The organism is Actinoalloteichus sp. GBA129-24 (assembly GCF_001941645.1).
Taxonomy (GTDB): Bacteria; Actinomycetota; Actinomycetes; order Mycobacteriales; family Pseudonocardiaceae; genus Actinoalloteichus_A; species Actinoalloteichus_A fjordicus.
This window is the reverse complement of sequence record NZ_CP016077.1, coordinates 1,021,784-1,036,984: the sequence shown is the minus strand read 5'-3', so window position 1 is coordinate 1,036,984 and position 15,201 is coordinate 1,021,784. Positions and strand designations below refer to the sequence as shown.

Genomic DNA, 15,201 nt, shown 5'->3' with positions numbered 1-15,201 from the left:
CTCTCTCTCGTCGAGCGTGCACGGTCCCCCGACCCTGACGACACGCTGCCACACTGCCCTAGTTTGCGTCGATCACCGGATTCGGCCACGCGTTCGGCCTGCACACCGCGCTGCCGTCGGGCCCGGAGCCCTCGATTCCGCCCGCCTCGCCCAGCAGGCTCAGGTCCTCGTCGGCGAGGCTGACCGCCTGGTCCATCATCACCCTGGCCAGATCGCCGTCGGTGCCACAGGCGACATGCCGCAGGCCGAGGTGGTGGCCGACCTCGTGATTCACCATGTAATGGCGGAAGTCGGCCAGGTTCGACTCGTAAGAGTGTGCACCGCGAGTCCAGCGGGCCGCGTTCAGGTAGGCCCGGTCGCCGCCGTCCTCGGTGACCAGACAGGAGACCTCGAAGGGCAGCACCTCGCCGCAGGCCGCCGCCGCGGTCTGCTGGGAGACCAGGGTGATCCTGACGTCGGGGACGGCCGCAGGATCGTCCACCCGCTGCATCGTCACCTCGCCCATCCCCGGCCAGCTGCGCGGATCGACGAGCGTCTGGTCCACCATCAGGGAGAAGGCGTCCTCGTCCGCCGCCACGTCGAGACCCTCCTCGACCTCGACCGTGTAGGTGTGCAGGTCGCCCGCCTCGCCCAGGACGTCGGTCGTGCCCGCCAACAGTCGGAAGTCTCCGGAACCCGTCGTCGCGAACGCCTCGCCGTCGGGCAGTTCGGCGTTCGCGATCTCCACGTCCACCGGTTCCAACGGGCTCGGCTCCTCGCCGGACCCGGCCGTCGGGCCGCCCGCGCCGCCGGGCTCCTGCGTCGCCACGTCGCTAGGCGCCGACGCGGAGTCGGCGGGGGTGCGAAGGACATCGAGCACGACGACGACGGTCAACACCACGAGCAGGGGAACCGCGTAGAGCCGCCAGCCGAAGCGGCGGTGAATCGACCGCAGGCCGCGCGCGTCGTCCTGCTCCACGGCCGACGGCCGCTCGTCGGCAGGCACCGGCTGCCAGGAGGCCGCCAGGGGCTCGAGTTCGGCGGGTCCGTCGAAGGAGCCCGCGTCGTCGTCCTCGTCGCTCGACGGGCCGTTCCGCCGTCGCGGTTCGGTGGAGTTCTGGACGCGCGACCTGCCACGAGGGTCGGCGTCGCGACGTGATCCCTGCGTGGTCGGCGGCACGAAATCAGACTGCCATACCTCCGGAACGACCCCATTCATCACCGCCGAGGACGGGCGTGTCGGTCAGCGGCTCCGGAACGATCCGCGTCGAGGCCTCCGAGCTCACCGTCTCGGGCAACCAGGGTGCGGTGACCATCCCCAGCACCGCCTTCGCCACCAGTTCGGGCTGCTCCATCTGGGCGACGTGGCCGGTGTAGGGCAGCATCAGCAGCCTGCCGTGCGGGAGCGCGGTCGCGGTGCGGACCGCCTTGCGGGCGCTCATCAGGCGATCCTCTGTGCCCCAGATCACCAACGTGGGCGCCGACACCCTCGGCAGCACCCGCCACAGCGAACGGTCTCCTCTGGCCAGCCAGAACCGGATCATCGCCATCGTCGTACGGCCGAGGGCGGGCCCGGCCCACGAGGTGCGGCTCAGCCTGGCCATCTCGGCGGCGAACTCCTCGAGCCGGTGACGCGGCACCAGGTCGGGTCGGGCGAAGCACACCCGCATCATCTGCTCGGCCCGCGCCAACGGGGTCATCGCGGCCAGTGCCCGCCGGACCGGCTTTCCGACCAGCGGCAGGTAGGTCAGCGGGAAGCGCGGATCGGACAGCCGGTCCGGACTCGGCCGCAGGTCGGGCACCGCAGGCGAGATCAAGGTCAGGGTGGCCACCAGGTCTGGTCTGGTGGCCGCGACGATCGCCGCGACCAGGCCGCCGAAGGAGTTCCCCAGCAGGTGGACCGGCTCGGCCCTGCGACTCTCCAGCAGCCGGACCACCATCCGCACATGTGCCGCAGGCGTGTAGAGGAATCCGTCGGGCGGCGCCGAGCGGCCGAAGCCGGGCAGATCGACCGAGATGCCGTTCAGCCGCACCCGCAGCAGGCCTGCCAGGTCGGTCCAGTTGGACGCCGAGCCCGCGAGTCCATGCAGGTAGACGGCGGTCGGCGCGTCCGGCGTCTCGGCGGGGGTCTCCCTGACGTGCAGCCGGGTGCCCGCCACCTCCAACGTGCGGCCCGGCCAGGGACGTCGGGTCAGATCAAGCGGCGGCAGCTCCACGTCCGACAAGGGGACCCAGGTGAGGTCCGGCCGGTGCGTCGCCCGTCGGGCGGCCCAGTTCGGCAGCCGGAATCCGGACCTCGCCTTCGCCGTGCGCTCCGCCGTCGGCCCCGACGAGGTTCCCGACCCGGCGCCCGGCGTGGGGGATTCGCCTGCGGGCCGGCTCGCTCGTCGAGGCAGGGCCTCGTGGCCGGATCGCGGCGGCGGGTGCTGCGGCTGTGGAGGCGTCACGTCTTCAGGATGCTGGACGACGGCCCCCGATTCATCCCGAAGCCGCGAGGACCACTCAGACCACGCGTGCACTACGCGTGGTGACCTACCGACGAGTACGGTCGGGGGGCTCCACCGGTCGGCGAATGACAGCCCCGTGTCACCGCCGAAGTGGGCACGACCACCCGGTCGAGTCAGTCAGACTGCACTGCCGGGGGAAGAACTTGTCGGGAGGCACAGATGACCGAGACGGCGCCGGAGACGGAACACACCGCACGCGGAGTGCGGCTGCCGCGCACCGCACGGCGCGCACAGCTCCTCAGCGCCGCCCAACACGTGTTCGTCGCGAACGGGTACCACGCCGCGGCGATGGACGAGATCGCCGATCGCGCGGGCGTCAGCAAGCCCGTCCTCTACCAGCACTTCCCCGGCAAGCTCGATTTGTATCTGGCCCTGCTGGAGACCCAGGCCGACGAGCTCGTGCGCAGGCTGGACGCGGCCATCGAGTCGACCACGGACAACAAGCTGCGCGTGCACGCGGCGGTGGCCGCCTACTTCGACTTCGTCAACGGCGAGGGACACGCCTATCGGCTGGTGTTCGAGTCGGACCTGCGTGGCGAGCCCGCCGTGGAGCAGGCCATCGAGAACGCGACGTCCCAATGCGTCGAGACGATCACCCGCGCGGTGACCGCAGACGCCGGACTGGACGAGGAACGGGCCAGACTGCTCGCGGTCGGCCTCGCAGGCCTCAGCCAGGTGACGGCTCGCTACTGGCTGAACGACGGCCGTGCGCTGCCCCAGGACGACGCCGTCGCGCTGATCGCGGGCCTCGCCTGGCGGGGCATCGGGGGCTTCCCGCTCCAGTCGGGCTGACCGGCGCCGGGAGCTGGCTCGCAGCGTCGCGAGCCGGTACCGCCCGGCCCCGCTCCTGCGGCGAAGTCGACGTCACCAGGCCAGCCATGGGCAGGCGCCGGTCGTCTCCACGGCGAGCGACGGCGGCGAGCCGCCCACGAGACTCCAGCAGCGGCGAGCCGCCCACGAGACATCAGCAGCGGCGAGCCGCCCAGAGACGACCTCAGCGGCCGGCCGCCCGAGGAACCGTCAGCAGTGCGCCGCCGAGAAGATACTCAGTGGCGATCCCGCCGAAGGCGGCACAGCGGCGAGCCGCCGAGCGCGACACCGCAGGCTGAGCTGCTTGCGGAGAACACAGCGGCGAGCCGCTGCCGGAACACAGTGCCGGTCTGCGGGCGAGAACCGAGTGGGAAGGCCGGCGGCGAGAGATACTGCGGCGCCCGCCTGAGGCGTGCTGCGGCGGGCAGAACGTGTCCTGGCCGCGGCGCGTGGTGTGCGGTGCCCGCCTGCGGCGTCTCAGCCGACGCCGGGCCGTGCGGCCGACGCTGCCGGGTGCGCCGAGGCCGAGCGCAGCACCCGGTGGCTGCCGAGGCTGCGGACCACCCCGGTCGGGTCATGCGACCCGCCTGCGGCGGCCTGAGCCGGTGAGGACCGCGCGGCATGGCAGAACCTGCCGTCGCGGCCGTCACCTGCCTGCTCAGCCGTTGACGGCGAAGCCGACCCGTCGCGCTTCGCTCGGGCCGATCTCGATATAGGCGATCCGCCCGGTCGGGACCACGTACCGCCTGCCCTTGTCATCCACCAGGGTGAGCAGACCCTGCTTGTCACCCAGTGCATCGGTGATGAGCGTCTCCACCTCATCCGGCGACTGCGAGCTGGTCAGGACTAGCTCCCGAGAGCTGTCCGCGACGCCGATCTTTACCTCCACGCCGACCTCCGGTCGTCGAACTGCACGGTTTCCCGGCCAGGCTAGTCCAGCACGGCGCGGGCGACGCGCAGCCCCAGACACCGTCAAGGCGGTCCGCCCGGCAGCCGTCACGACGACCGGCGGGTGACGCGCAGGCAGGCTGCCGTCCGCAGTCCCGGCAGGCCCTGCCCGATCAGCCGCGTTCGAGGGATCGCCGATTCGATCGATCACCTGCGGCGGCGTCCTGAGCGAGCCCCGACACGTCGAGACGGCGTCTGACGGGAAACCCCGGCACCGTCTGTCCCAGCCGCACCGTCTGTCCCGGCCGACTCCCCGATCCCGACGAGACACGCCCGACTCGTCGGTCGCCGCAGACACGAAGAACTCGTGCACCCCGGCCGGGGCCCGCCACGCCCGCGGGCACCTCAGCCCAAGCCCAGCGCCGCCATCCGCTTCGTGTGGCTGTTCTGGAGCCTGCGCAGCAGTGCCCCGATGCCTGCCAGGTCACCGCTGCCCCGGATGATCAGCTCGGTGAGACCGTCTCGCTCGGCGGCCACGTACTGAGCCTGCGTGACGGCCTCGCCGAGCAGTCGCCTGCCCCACAGTGTGAGCCGGTCTCGCACGGTCCGATCCGCCGCACACGCCGCCTGGACCTCCCGCTCGGCGAAGGCCGAGTGCCCGGTGTCGGCCAGCACCTCCTGCACGAGTTCCTTGAGCGGCGAATCGAGCAGGTTGCCGATCTCCCGATAGAAGTCGGCGGCCAGCCCGTCGCCGACATACGCCTTGACCAGCGACTCCAGCCAGGTCTTCGGGGCGGTGGAGGCATGGAACCGGTCGATCGGCGCGATGAAGGGCCGCATGGCGACGGGCAGCGAGTGCCCCCGACCCGCCAGGTACTCGTCGAGAGTCCGATAGTGACCGATCTCGGCCGCCGCCATGCTGGCCAGCGCGGCTCGCCCTTCCAGCGTCGGCGCGATCCTGGAGTCCTCTGCGAGTCGGTCGAAGGCGGACAGCTCGCCGTACGCGATGACCCCGAGCAGGTCGATGGCGCCCTCGGGAATGGCCTCGCCCGGTGAGCTTCCGGACACCGCCTGTTGATCAGCCTCGGTCATGCCTAGCACCCTAGCCATCGGAGGGCTTGCGTCACACCTGCGAGACCCGAGCGCAGCTGATGCTTCATCGGCATGGGATGTCCAGGTAGGCTGGGTTGCGATGCAGAGGCAGTTCGCCGCGCCACGGGTCGGCCCATCGGATGGGTCGGGCGTCGCGAGAGCGGCAGCGAGCGGTCGTGCAGGAACAAGCGGTGGCGGTCAACCGTCACGCGAAAGGGCGCGCGCACTGTCGTCTCGGCCCTCCCGCGCCCGGCACACGAGACTCTCGAATGTGCCGACGACGGTCGAGCGGCTTCACCAGGGCCGTGCGCGCTGGTACGAGAGAGGCGATCCCCCTGACCATCCGCACAGAGAATGAGCGCCCGGACATCGACGAAAACGATGACACCGACCTGAGAAGGCTGGATCACAGCCAGACCGGCCTCCCCGAGGGAGACCCGTCCCATCCGCTGCAACCCGCGGCCGAGACGCCCGTACAAGCGTCCACCTTCGCGGAGTTGGGCGTCCACCCGGACATCGTCCGAGCCCTCGCCGAGGCGGGGATCGAACGTGCGTTCGCCATTCAGGAACTGACCCTGCCCCTCGCCCTGCAGGGCGAGGACGTCATCGGGCAGGCCCGCACCGGCACCGGCAAGACGTTGGGCTTCGGCATCCCACTGTTGCAGCGCGCCGAGCTGCCCGGCGACGGGACGCCGCAGGCACTGGTGGTCGTGCCGACCCGCGAGCTGTGTCTCCAGGTCACGCGCGACATCAACGACGCGGGCCGCCACCTCGGCGTCCGCACCCTCGCCGTCTATGGCGGCAGGCCCTACGAGCCGCAGATCCAGGCGCTGCGCACCGGCGTCGACATCGTGATCGGCACGCCGGGCAGGCTCCTCGACCTCGCGGAACAGCGTCACCTGGTGCTGGGCAAGATCCGCAACCTCGTCCTGGACGAGGCGGACGAGATGCTCGACCTGGGATTCCTGCCGGACATCGAGCGCATCCTGCGCATGGTGCCGGACGAGCGGCAGACGATGCTCTTCTCCGCCACGATGCCCGGTCCGATCATCACCCTGGCCAGGACCTTCCTCACTCAGCCGACCCACATCAGGGCCGAGGAGGTCGACGCGGGCGCGATCCACGAGCGCACCCGGCAGTTCGTCTATCGGGCACACGCGCTGGACAAGGTGGAGCTGCTCGCGCGCGTCATGCAGGCAGCCGACCGCGGGCTCAGCATGATCTTCACCCGCACCAAGCGGACGGCGCAGAAGATCTCCGACGAGCTGAGCGAACGCGGATTCGCCGCCGCCGCCGTGCACGGCGATCTGGGCCAGGGCGCCCGCGAGCAGGCGCTGCGCGCCTTCCGAGCGGGCAAGGTCGACATCCTGGTCGCCACCGACGTCGCCGCACGAGGCATCGACGTCGCGGGCGTCACGCACGTCATCAACTACCAGTGTCCCGATGACGAGAAGACCTACGTGCACCGGATCGGTCGAACCGGACGGGCCGGGCGCGAGGGCGTCGCGGTCACGCTGGTGGACTGGGACGAGGAACCGCGCTGGAAGCTCATCGACGAGGCGCTGAAGCTGGGCATCCCCGCGCCGGTGGAGACCTACTCCACCTCCGAGCACCTCTTCACCGACATCAACATCCCCGAGTCCGTCAGCGGCAGGCTGCCGTTGGGCAAGCGGACCAGGGAGGGCCTGGACGCCGAGCCGGTCGAGGAGCTGAGCTCCGGCGGGCGACGCAACAGGCAGCGCAGTGGGCGCAAGCCGAGCCGAGGCGGCGCAGGCGAGGGCACCCGATCCGCCGAAGACCGGCCCTCGGAGACCCCGGCGGCAGCGGATGAGGAGATCCCCCGCAGCTCGCCCCGGCGGAGCCGGTCCCGGCGCCGCACGCGTGGCGGCGTCTCGGTGGACGAGTCGCAGGAGCACGGTGGCGAGACCCGGTCGCCGGACAACTCCGGACCGGAGTCGTCCTCCCCGGAGCGGTCGCGCAGGCGCAGGCGGCGACGTCGGGGCGGGCAGACCGACGGCGCGGGTGACACCGGCACCGAGGCCTCGGCGGAGCGACCGGCAGACTGAACGTCGAGCGCGGGGCGATGAGGACCCTCGCGGCGAGGACAGCCGGGGTGGGAGATGGTTCGACCAGAACGACGAACGAAGGTCGACGTGCTGGTCGTCGGGCTGATCGTCGTCACCGCCCTCGTGGTGGGGGCTGTGTCGTGGCACACCGGAGACCTGCGGGCGACCACGCTGCGGACGGCGTCGGAGCCCGCCGAGGTTCCCGCCCCGCCCACCGGCCTTCCCCCCTCCCTCGCGGAGGTGTGGAGCGCACCGAGTCCTGCCACCGATCGACCTGCGGTGGCGGGCCCCTCGGTCGTCGTCGGTGCGGGCAGCGCCGTTCGAGGACTCGATCCGTTCAGCGGCGAGGAGCGGTGGAGCTACGAACGAGACCTGCCCCTGTGCACGGTGGGTGCGCAGTGGGACCGCGCCGTCGCGGTCTATCGGAAATCGCGCAACTGCAGCGAGGTCACCTCGCTGGAGGGTGACACCGGGGAGCGCGGCCCCCAGCGCAACACCGACGCCGAGCCGGGCACCTCGCTGCTCGGCGACGGCACCTACCTGACCGCGACCGGCAGGCACATCACCGAGGTGTGGGGCTCCAACCTCGTACGGACCCTCCAGTACGGCCGAGTTCCCGCGCTGGTCAATCCCGACCGGCAGCCGAGAGTCGACTGCGAACACCGTGCCTTCGCCGCGGGCGAGGCCCGACTCGCCGTCATCGAGCGCTGCGCCGAGGACGCCAACGAGCGGCTCACGGTGCTGTCGGCCAGGCCGGAGGACAACGACGAGCCGGAGGAGGACTTCAGCGTCCCGCTGGACGAGGCGGACGCGGCGCTGGTCGCGACCTCCGACGTGTTCACCGTCATCGCCACGCCGAGCCCGCCCACCCTGACCGTCTACGACTCCGAGGGCCTCCGGACCGACCACTTCCCGCTGCCGTTCACCGGGGAGCAGTTCGCCGAGTCCACGTCGTCGGTGCCGCTCACGACGATCACCGACGAGCACGTCTTCTGGCATGCGGGCGGCTCGACCGCGGCGCTGTCCGCCGAAGACGGCCGCCTGCTCTGGACGATGTCGGAAACCATGGGCGCAGGCACGTCGTTCGCGGGAGTCCTGCTCGTCCCGGTCCCCGACGGCCTCGCCGTGCTGGACCCGGCCACCGGCGAACGGCTCGGTGACTTCCCCGTCGATCGCGGCGACCACGACGGGCCGATCGTCATGGACTCGATCGGTCCGATCCTGCTCGAACAACGCGGTGACACGCTCGTCGCGCTGCGCTGAGGCGGGCTAGGCCGTTCGATGCCGCGTCGCGACGCGGCGGCTCGGGGCAGGCGAACACCTCTCCCGATCGCCGAGTCGATGCGGCAGACTCGAATGCGTGACCGTCCTTCGTGCCTCCCAGATCTCCCCGCACCACGCCGAGCACGTCAGGCTGCCCGGCGGGCCCGGCGAACTGGCCGCGCTGCGCGCCCGCCCGGCCACCGGCCGGACGCCGAAGGCGACCATCGTGCTGGTGCCCGGTTACACGGGCGCCAAGGAGGACTTCGCGCCGCTGCTGGACCCGCTGGCCGAGGCGGGCTTCGACACGGTGGCGGTGGACCTGCCCGGCCAGTTCGAATCGCAGGCCCTGCCGGATCGAGCCGACCATCTGCCCCTGCCGCTCGGCGAGGTGGTCGCGAAGCTCATCGAGGATCTGCGGGTAGCGGGACGGCCGCTGATCCTGCTGGGCCACTCCTACGGCGGACTGGTCGCACGGGGAGCGGTCCTGGCGGGCGCACCGGTCGACGGCCTGGTGCTGCTCGACACCGGTCCGGGCGCCCTGCCGCCCGGACCTCGGCGACAGACCCTGGACCTGGGCGAGCCCATCCTGGTCGAACACGGCATCGAGGCCGCCGAGCGTCTGCGCGACGCACAGGACACCGCGTCGCCCGCCCGCCAGGCACAGCCCGCCGAGCTGCGGGCGTACCTGCGGAGGCGCTTCCTGGCCTCGTCGCCCGCGAGCCTGCTCGGCATGGCCGACGGACTGCGACACGAACCCGACCGCGTCGCCGAGCTGGCGACCGCGCTCACGAGGGCCGGGACCCCCGTCCTGGTGTCGTCCGGTGTGGACGACGATGCCTGGTCGATCGACACCCAGCGAGACATGGCCCGGCGTCTCGACGGCGAGTTCGTCCTGATCGACTCCGCCGGGCACAGTCCGAACACGGAGAACCCGGCGGGCCTGCTGGCGGTGCTGCTGTCCACTTGGCGGCGTTGGATCGCCTGACGGCGGGACCACCCTCGAGTGTCGACGCAGCGTCACCGCTCGATGCACAGCTCCGCAGATCCGCGGCAGGCGGGCCGTTGGTCACGCCGAGTGGGCTGCCTGCCACGCACCTCTCACCGGCCACGCTCATCCGGACAGGACTCGCGCGCATCGGCATCGTCGCGGGTCGGCGGCGCGCGATCCGATCAAGAGTTCGCCTGCTCGGCGCGACACGATGCTCGGCGGCGCGCGATGCTCTCCGGTGCATCCGGGACATCGAGACCCGGTACCGCCGGGGTCCGCCTCGATCAGCGCAGCGCCGGGCGAGTCTCGACACCGATGTCCGTCTGCCGCGCACGGCTCGGCCGTCGTCCCGATCGCAGCCGAGGCGCGGTCGCATCGCCGACCGACCAGAGCCGCTCGTCACCAGGCACCGATCGACGTCCTTCGACGACGAGACGGCGGGAGAAGCCGGCGGTGCCCCACGCACGGTCCGGCCGAACATGAACGGTTCGCCCGATCCCACCCTCTTCGAAACACGCCACCCCGGCACTGCCGCCGGGAGAGCTGTCCGATCCGCGACGACGGCACACCCGCGGCGTCGGCCACGCCCTCACGGGTCAGAGCACCGCGAGAGCGGTCACTGCCACCACCAGAACCACAGCAGCGCGCCTGCCAGGACCAGGACGATCAGCGGGCCCCACCAGCGAACCGCGGTCCGTCGCCGGTCCGAGGCGCGTTGCAGCAGCACGGCACCGATCGCGAACAGCAGGTGCACGACAACCACCGCCCACCCCGGTCCCGGATAGCTGGCTCTCGTCGCCACCAGCTGGGCGATGATCATCGTCAGCGCCAGGATCACGAGCCCCGCAGTGATCGCGCCGCTCACCCCGCGCAACAGCCTGCCCGCCATGCTCGCCTGCTCGGTCATTCTCACCGTCTTCGAACCCGAAGTCATCGCCATGATCATCTGCTCACGGTCGGAGCAGCGCCCACGAGTCCAGCGGCGGCGCGGCGGCGCGGCCGTCCGCACAGGAGTTCCGGAACTCGCACCAGGAGCATCGACGGCCTGCCCTCGTCGGAAACAGCCGGTCCGCGTCGCCGCCCGCGCTCAGATCGTCCGAGGCCGACTGCAACTGCTCGGCCGTCGCCGAGGCCCGATTCAGATGCTCGTCCATCGAGGACTCGTCGTGCTCCCAGGACTGCACCGAACCGGTGGGCAGGTGGTGGAGTTCCACCCGCCTGCACGGTCTGCGCAGGGTCCGTCGCGCCGCCAACGCGTACAGGGCCAGTGCCTGGGAGTCCCTGGCATCGTCCACGGTGACGCCGTGCCTGCCGGTCTTGTAGTCGACGACGACGAGTTCGCCGCCGCGGGCGTCGATGCGATCGACGCGCCCCTCCGCCACGATCGTCCCGGCAGACGCGGAGACCCAGCGCTCCAGGGCGACGGGTTCCAGATCGGGGTCGGCGTCCTCGACGTAGTCCGAGACCCAGTTCTCCGCCCGCTCGCGGTAGTCGGCGGCCTGCGCCGCGTCCCGGAAGCCGTCGCTCTTCCAGTGTCGTCGGATCTCCGCCGACGCAGCCGCGAGCGTCCGGCCTCGACCAGGCATCGCGAAGATCGCGCGCAAGGCGTTGTGCACGACGGCGCCGAGGGTGCTGTGTGCCCAGGCGCCGCCTCTGGCAGGCGCCGGGCGGTCCAGATAGGTCAGCCGATAGCGACGAGGGCAGTCCGCCCAGCGGGCCAGCCTGGCCGGGGTCACCCGTACCAGTCTGCTCGGCATTCCCTCCAGGCCCAACTGCACCAGGACACCGTAGCCGGCAGCGCGGGTGTGGACATCGGCGGGATCGTCACCGTCCGAGACCGACCCGCACCTCGGTGCCGCTGGTCTGTGCAACCAGAGCCTCGAACTGCGCCGGGTCGGTGGTCTCCTCGCCGAGGCTGAGGGTCTTGTTCGTCCCGTGATAATCGCTGGAACCGGTGGTCAACAGGCCCAGTTCGCCCGCGAGGCCGCGCAGTTCTCGCCTGGTCGGCAGATCGTGATCCGGGTGGTCGACCTCGACGCCCGCGAGACCGGCCTCCGCCAGCTCCGCGATGGTCTGCGCATCGACCACCGGGCCTCGGCTCCTCGCGAAGGGGTGCGCCAACACGGTCGCCCCGCCTGCACGGCGGATCATCTCCACGGCCCGCAGCACCGGAGTGTCGGTGCGGCCGAGGTGAAATCGTCCGCCGGTGCCCAGGAAACGCCGGAACGCCTCGTCCACGCTCTCGACCACGCCTGCCTGCATCAGCGCCCTGGCGAGATGAGGTCGGCCCGCAGGCGCATCGGGCGGGAGAGCGGCGAAGAGCGCGGGGACGTCGATGGGGTGTCCCTGTTCCACCATCCGCTCCGCCATCAGCCGCAGCCTGGTCCGGCGCTCCGCGCGCAGCCGGGCCTGCTCCTCGACGATCTCCGATGCGGTGGGGTCGAAGAGGTAGGCGAGCAGGTGGACCGTGACGGGTCTGCCGGTCTCGTCGCGGGCCGCGCAGGAGAGCTCGGCACCGGGAACGAGCCGCAGTCCGGCGGGCAGGGCGGCGGTGGCCCGGTCCCAGCCTGCGGTCGTGTCGTGGTCGGTCAACGCCACGACGTCGAGGCCGGCCAGTGCCGCAAGGCGGACCAGTTCCTCGGGAGCGTCGCTGCCGTCCGACGCCGTCGAATGGGTATGCAGATCGATGCGCACCCGGACAGTGTCGTTCAGCGGGATTCGCCGGGGTGAACGACGCCCCGATCCGGGGCGGTCACCGCCGGGCGCCGACCCGACGTCGGCCCAGCGCGGCGCGACGGGCCTTCATCATCGAGAAGCGCTCGGACTGAGCCTTCTTGTCCCCGAAGACCAGCTCGGAGATCGCGTCGTTGATCTCCTCGGGGTTGGGGCAGTACTCGACCTTGTTCAAGGCCTGGATCTGGCCCGCCGACTCGATCACCAGCGTGCCGTACCCGAAGAAGCGACCCATGAGGGTGCGGCGGAACGTCAGGTCGGTGACCTTGGTGACGGGCATCATGGCCACGTTGGTCTCGAAGACGCCGGTGGTCAGCATGAACCGCTTGTCGGTGACGACGATCCGCTCCACCCACCACTCGATCACGTAGTAGGAGAAGCGGAGCACCACGAGCAGGCCCGCGTACCAGAGGATGTTCTGGATGAGCGCGGTGCCGGGCGGCATCAGGCCCGAGATCAGCATCAAGCCGACGAGCAGCGCCGTGGCCTCGAAGATGTCCCAGAGCATGCTCGCCCAGTGCCTGCGCACTCTGATGACGCGTCGCTCGCTCTCAAGCAGGTACTCGTCTGGATCTCTGGGTGCAAGCACAGTGCCACGACTCCTCGCTCCAGGTCGGCACCGGCCCCGGGAGCCGGTGCGCCGACCTGCTCAGAACAGATTCTGAACGAACGTGATGATCGCCTCGGCTGCGCCCTGGAGCGTGGCGAGGATGCCTTGGACCATGTTGGCGGACTCGTTGGGCTGGGTGATCAGGAGAAAGAGGAGCAACGCGATCCCAGCGAACATGAGGATCTTCTTGAGGTTCACGACGACCATCCCCGTCTGCTAGCTGCACCACTGCAGGCGCCCTGCTGATCCGTTGTACCGCACTCTGCCGCCCGCCGGCAGACATGTCCCGCGCTCGGGTCGGGATTTCGCACACCAGCCTGAACCTGATTACGCTCCGTGCCAATGGGCGATCCGGGTGAACTATACGGACGATCTGTCACTCGGGTGATCCACCGCCGGTCAGCAACCGTCGCGGAGATCGTCCCCGAAGCCGCGATCACTCGATCAGTCGATCACCCGACGGTCGCCCTAAGTGATCTTGATCGAACCCCTTAGACCAGACGCGAGTCCAGGTGAGACGGCCCGTCCGGCCGCCAGGGGCACCGCGCCTGCCCGCGACGAGCCCGCCGCCGGCGCCCCGACGGAGTGAATCTTGGGCATTCGTCCACATTGTCCGCTTCGATCGACGAAAGTCCAGGTCGAAGCACCGGAAAGGCTCCGACGTCCGCCGAAATGCGATCTTCGACACACCTCGGGGGCGTCCCGGAGCCGCTCCGGCGCGGACAAGAACACTCACCGCAGCCACCTCTGGGCTGAATTGATTAACTGACCGGCGAACAACTGGCGAGCGAGGCGGATTCGACTACCCAAAGTCAGATCAGCCCCCAGTCCATGCGCCGACCGTGTGCATCCGTTCGGGCAAGGACGGTCGCTTCGGGCACCCGGTCCCGCCACCGAACCACCGCCAACAGATGATCGACTCCCGGCGCCTGCGCCTCGACAGGCGCGAGGGACGGAGCAATCGCCCGCAGCGTCGAGAAGTCCGGCTCGACGCCGACCCACCAGAGTGGACGACCGGCGCCGAGTTCCGCGAGCCGCCTGGCGTAGTCCGCGCGCCGCTCGGCGGACTCGCCCGCGAGACTGCGCCCCTGGATGATCACCAGCGGCACCTCGCGAGGAACTCGGGCGGCCGCGTCGGCCAATCCTTCGACCGGGTCTCCGATCACCAGTTCGGGGGGCGATTGGCGCTGAATGGACACAGCGAGTTCCAAGCGGCGGAGCCGATCAGGTTGATCAGCCCAGACACAGGCCTCCATCCAGGCGACGTCGTCGGGATCGGCCAGGTCCATCGTGACCCGATCGAGGGCGACCCGGGCCGCGACGGCGAGCTTCGCGGGCAACGGCGGCAGGGAGACTCCGTCGGCCGTCCGCAGGGCGGCGCTGAGCACCAGGGGCGTCTTCTTCGGCCCCGACACCACCTCGCCGACGCCCGCCCCCTGGTACCGATAGCCGTAGCGGTGCGGGTTGAGCAGCAGCCCGGAGCCGGAGCCCACGGCGAGCAGTCCCAGCGGGGCGCGGGCCTGCTTGGCGATCATCGCCAGCGCCGGATAGATCAGCACCGCCCGGCCCACCTCCTCGTCGCACACGGTGCGGGTGGAGATGAGCCGGGTCGCCCGGTCCGACCGTTCGAGCAGGAAGTCGCGGAACAGGCCCCAGGTCTGCTGATCGACGCCGAAGGTCCCGCCGAGCGTCGGGTAGTAGTTGGACAGGGTCAGCCACGGCTCGGCCTGGATCAGCCGATGCGCCGCCGCGAGCAGCAGTGGCGGAACGGCGGACTGCGGCGGAGCCGTCGCCAGGAGACTGGAGACCTCGGGGTCGGCGGCGGCGTGCGCGGCCAGGTGCCGATAGAGCGGCGAGGCGGCGGTCCGGTCGGACTCGGCGAAGTCCCGGAGTCTGCGCCGGACCAGTTCCAGTTCCGTACCGTGCATACGTCTCCTTTGACGGGCCCGAACGACGGGCAGCTCCTCGGGTGAGCCCGAGGCGGGATTCGGCCTTGCCTACCGGGCCGCCCCAGTCTGCCCGGCACCCGAGTACGCTGGGCGGGCGACCAGAGCTGACCTGCCGTCCAGGACGACGGCCGAGCGCAAGGAGGTGGGGATCGTTGAGCAGCGCCGATAGTCCGTCGCCCAGCAGTACACCCGCGTCCCTGTCCTCGAAGACTCGCAGCCAGCGCTGACTTCCCGGTCACCGGCAGGGGCGCCTCTCGTTCCACCGCTCGATTCCGAGCAGTCGAGAAGGCTCCTCCCCTGGTGCACCGGAGGTCAT

The 15,201-nt window shown here is 70.8% G+C and carries 14 protein-coding genes; 4 read left to right on the top strand and 10 right to left on the bottom strand.

The features are described from left to right. Positions 1 to 58: 58 nt before the first annotated feature. Positions 59 to 1,159 carry a DUF3152 domain-containing protein gene (locus UA75_RS04850; RefSeq protein WP_157433997.1) on the bottom strand — a complete coding sequence of 367 codons (1,101 nt, stop codon included), beginning with the start codon at positions 1,157 to 1,159 and terminating at the stop codon, positions 59 to 61. A gap of 4 nt (positions 1,160 to 1,163) precedes the next feature. Beyond that, entirely contained in the window at positions 1,164 to 2,426 is a 1,263-nt protein-coding gene (locus UA75_RS04845; protein ID WP_075739228.1) for an alpha/beta fold hydrolase, read from the bottom strand. A gap of 219 nt (positions 2,427 to 2,645) precedes the next feature. On the opposite strand from UA75_RS04845, the gene UA75_RS04840 reads away from it, so the two are divergent. After that, the gene (locus UA75_RS04840; RefSeq protein ID WP_075739226.1) at positions 2,646 to 3,278 is read left to right on the top strand and encodes a TetR/AcrR family transcriptional regulator; all 633 of its coding nucleotides are present in this window, start codon (positions 2,646 to 2,648) and stop codon (positions 3,276 to 3,278) included. A 676-nt stretch (positions 3,279 to 3,954) separates the two neighbouring features. Here the strand turns inward: UA75_RS04840 and UA75_RS04835 are convergent. Both UA75_RS04835 and UA75_RS04830 read right to left on the bottom strand, forming a co-directional pair. Continuing rightward, positions 3,955 to 4,185 carry a DUF3107 domain-containing protein gene (locus UA75_RS04835; protein ID WP_075739224.1) on the bottom strand — a complete coding sequence of 77 codons (231 nt, stop codon included), beginning with the start codon at positions 4,183 to 4,185 and terminating at the stop codon, positions 3,955 to 3,957. A 404-nt stretch (positions 4,186 to 4,589) separates the two neighbouring features. Further along, positions 4,590 to 5,276 carry a ferritin-like fold-containing protein gene (locus UA75_RS04830; protein WP_075739222.1) on the bottom strand — a complete coding sequence of 229 codons (687 nt, stop codon included), beginning with the start codon at positions 5,274 to 5,276 and terminating at the stop codon, positions 4,590 to 4,592. A gap of 269 nt (positions 5,277 to 5,545) precedes the next feature. Between UA75_RS04830 and UA75_RS04825 the strand changes: the two genes are divergently transcribed. The 3 genes from UA75_RS04825 to UA75_RS04815 all read left to right on the top strand — a co-directional run bounded on the left by UA75_RS04825 (position 5,546) and on the right by UA75_RS04815 (position 9,590). After that, positions 5,546 to 7,342, top strand: a complete 1,797-nt coding sequence (locus UA75_RS04825) for a DEAD/DEAH box helicase (protein WP_083682924.1) — start codon at positions 5,546 to 5,548, stop codon at positions 7,340 to 7,342. 54 nt (positions 7,343 to 7,396) lie between these two features. Then, a complete protein-coding gene (locus UA75_RS04820; protein ID WP_075739220.1) occupies positions 7,397 to 8,605 on the top strand; it encodes a PQQ-binding-like beta-propeller repeat protein in 1,209 nt (402 codons plus the stop codon). A 97-nt stretch (positions 8,606 to 8,702) separates the two neighbouring features. Beyond that, positions 8,703 to 9,590: an alpha/beta fold hydrolase gene (locus tag UA75_RS04815; protein WP_075739218.1), complete on the top strand. Its 888-nt coding sequence runs from the start codon at positions 8,703 to 8,705 to the stop codon at positions 9,588 to 9,590. Positions 9,591 to 10,209: 619 nt separating this feature from the next. Here UA75_RS04815 and UA75_RS31565 read toward each other — a convergent pair. The 6 genes from UA75_RS31565 to UA75_RS04785 all read right to left on the bottom strand — a co-directional run bounded on the left by UA75_RS31565 (position 10,210) and on the right by UA75_RS04785 (position 14,864). Then, a complete protein-coding gene (locus UA75_RS31565; RefSeq protein WP_157433996.1) occupies positions 10,210 to 10,527 on the bottom strand; it encodes a hypothetical protein in 318 nt (105 codons plus the stop codon). A gap of 16 nt (positions 10,528 to 10,543) precedes the next feature. Further along, positions 10,544 to 11,350 (bottom strand): RecB family exonuclease, encoded by an 807-nt coding sequence (locus tag UA75_RS04800; RefSeq protein WP_075743415.1) that lies wholly within the window; start codon positions 11,348 to 11,350, stop codon positions 10,544 to 10,546. Positions 11,351 to 11,417: 67 nt separating this feature from the next. Then, positions 11,418 to 12,287 carry a PHP domain-containing protein gene (locus UA75_RS04795; RefSeq protein ID WP_083690627.1) on the bottom strand — a complete coding sequence of 290 codons (870 nt, stop codon included), beginning with the start codon at positions 12,285 to 12,287 and terminating at the stop codon, positions 11,418 to 11,420. A gap of 58 nt (positions 12,288 to 12,345) precedes the next feature. Next, positions 12,346 to 12,915: a PH domain-containing protein gene (locus UA75_RS04790; protein WP_075739212.1), complete on the bottom strand. Its 570-nt coding sequence runs from the start codon at positions 12,913 to 12,915 to the stop codon at positions 12,346 to 12,348. A 60-nt stretch (positions 12,916 to 12,975) separates the two neighbouring features. After that, positions 12,976 to 13,143 carry a hypothetical protein gene (locus UA75_RS32540; RefSeq protein ID WP_157433995.1) on the bottom strand — a complete coding sequence of 56 codons (168 nt, stop codon included), beginning with the start codon at positions 13,141 to 13,143 and terminating at the stop codon, positions 12,976 to 12,978. 605 nt (positions 13,144 to 13,748) lie between these two features. After that, positions 13,749 to 14,864 (bottom strand): DUF2332 domain-containing protein, encoded by a 1,116-nt coding sequence (locus UA75_RS04785; protein WP_075739210.1) that lies wholly within the window; start codon positions 14,862 to 14,864, stop codon positions 13,749 to 13,751. Positions 14,865 to 15,201 lie beyond the last annotated feature (337 nt).

Excerpts from the sequence above, each read along its gene's own strand:
- UA75_RS04800 (WP_075743415.1), bottom strand. The coding sequence starts at position 11,350 with ATGCCGAGCAGACTGGTACGGGTGACCCCGGCCAGGCTGGCCCGCTGG.
- UA75_RS31565 (WP_157433996.1), bottom strand. The coding sequence starts at position 10,527 with ATGACTTCGGGTTCGAAGACGGTGAGAATGACCGAGCAGGCGAGCATG.
- UA75_RS04825 (WP_083682924.1), top strand. The coding sequence starts at position 5,546 with ATGTGCCGACGACGGTCGAGCGGCTTCACCAGGGCCGTGCGCGCTGGT.
- UA75_RS04785 (WP_075739210.1), bottom strand. The coding sequence starts at position 14,864 with ATGCACGGTACGGAACTGGAACTGGTCCGGCGCAGACTCCGGGACTTC.
- UA75_RS32540 (WP_157433995.1), bottom strand. The coding sequence starts at position 13,143 with ATGGTCGTCGTGAACCTCAAGAAGATCCTCATGTTCGCTGGGATCGCG.
- UA75_RS04840 (WP_075739226.1), top strand. The coding sequence starts at position 2,646 with ATGACCGAGACGGCGCCGGAGACGGAACACACCGCACGCGGAGTGCGG.
- UA75_RS04820 (WP_075739220.1), top strand. The coding sequence starts at position 7,397 with ATGGTTCGACCAGAACGACGAACGAAGGTCGACGTGCTGGTCGTCGGG.
- UA75_RS04830 (WP_075739222.1), bottom strand. The coding sequence starts at position 5,276 with ATGACCGAGGCTGATCAACAGGCGGTGTCCGGAAGCTCACCGGGCGAG.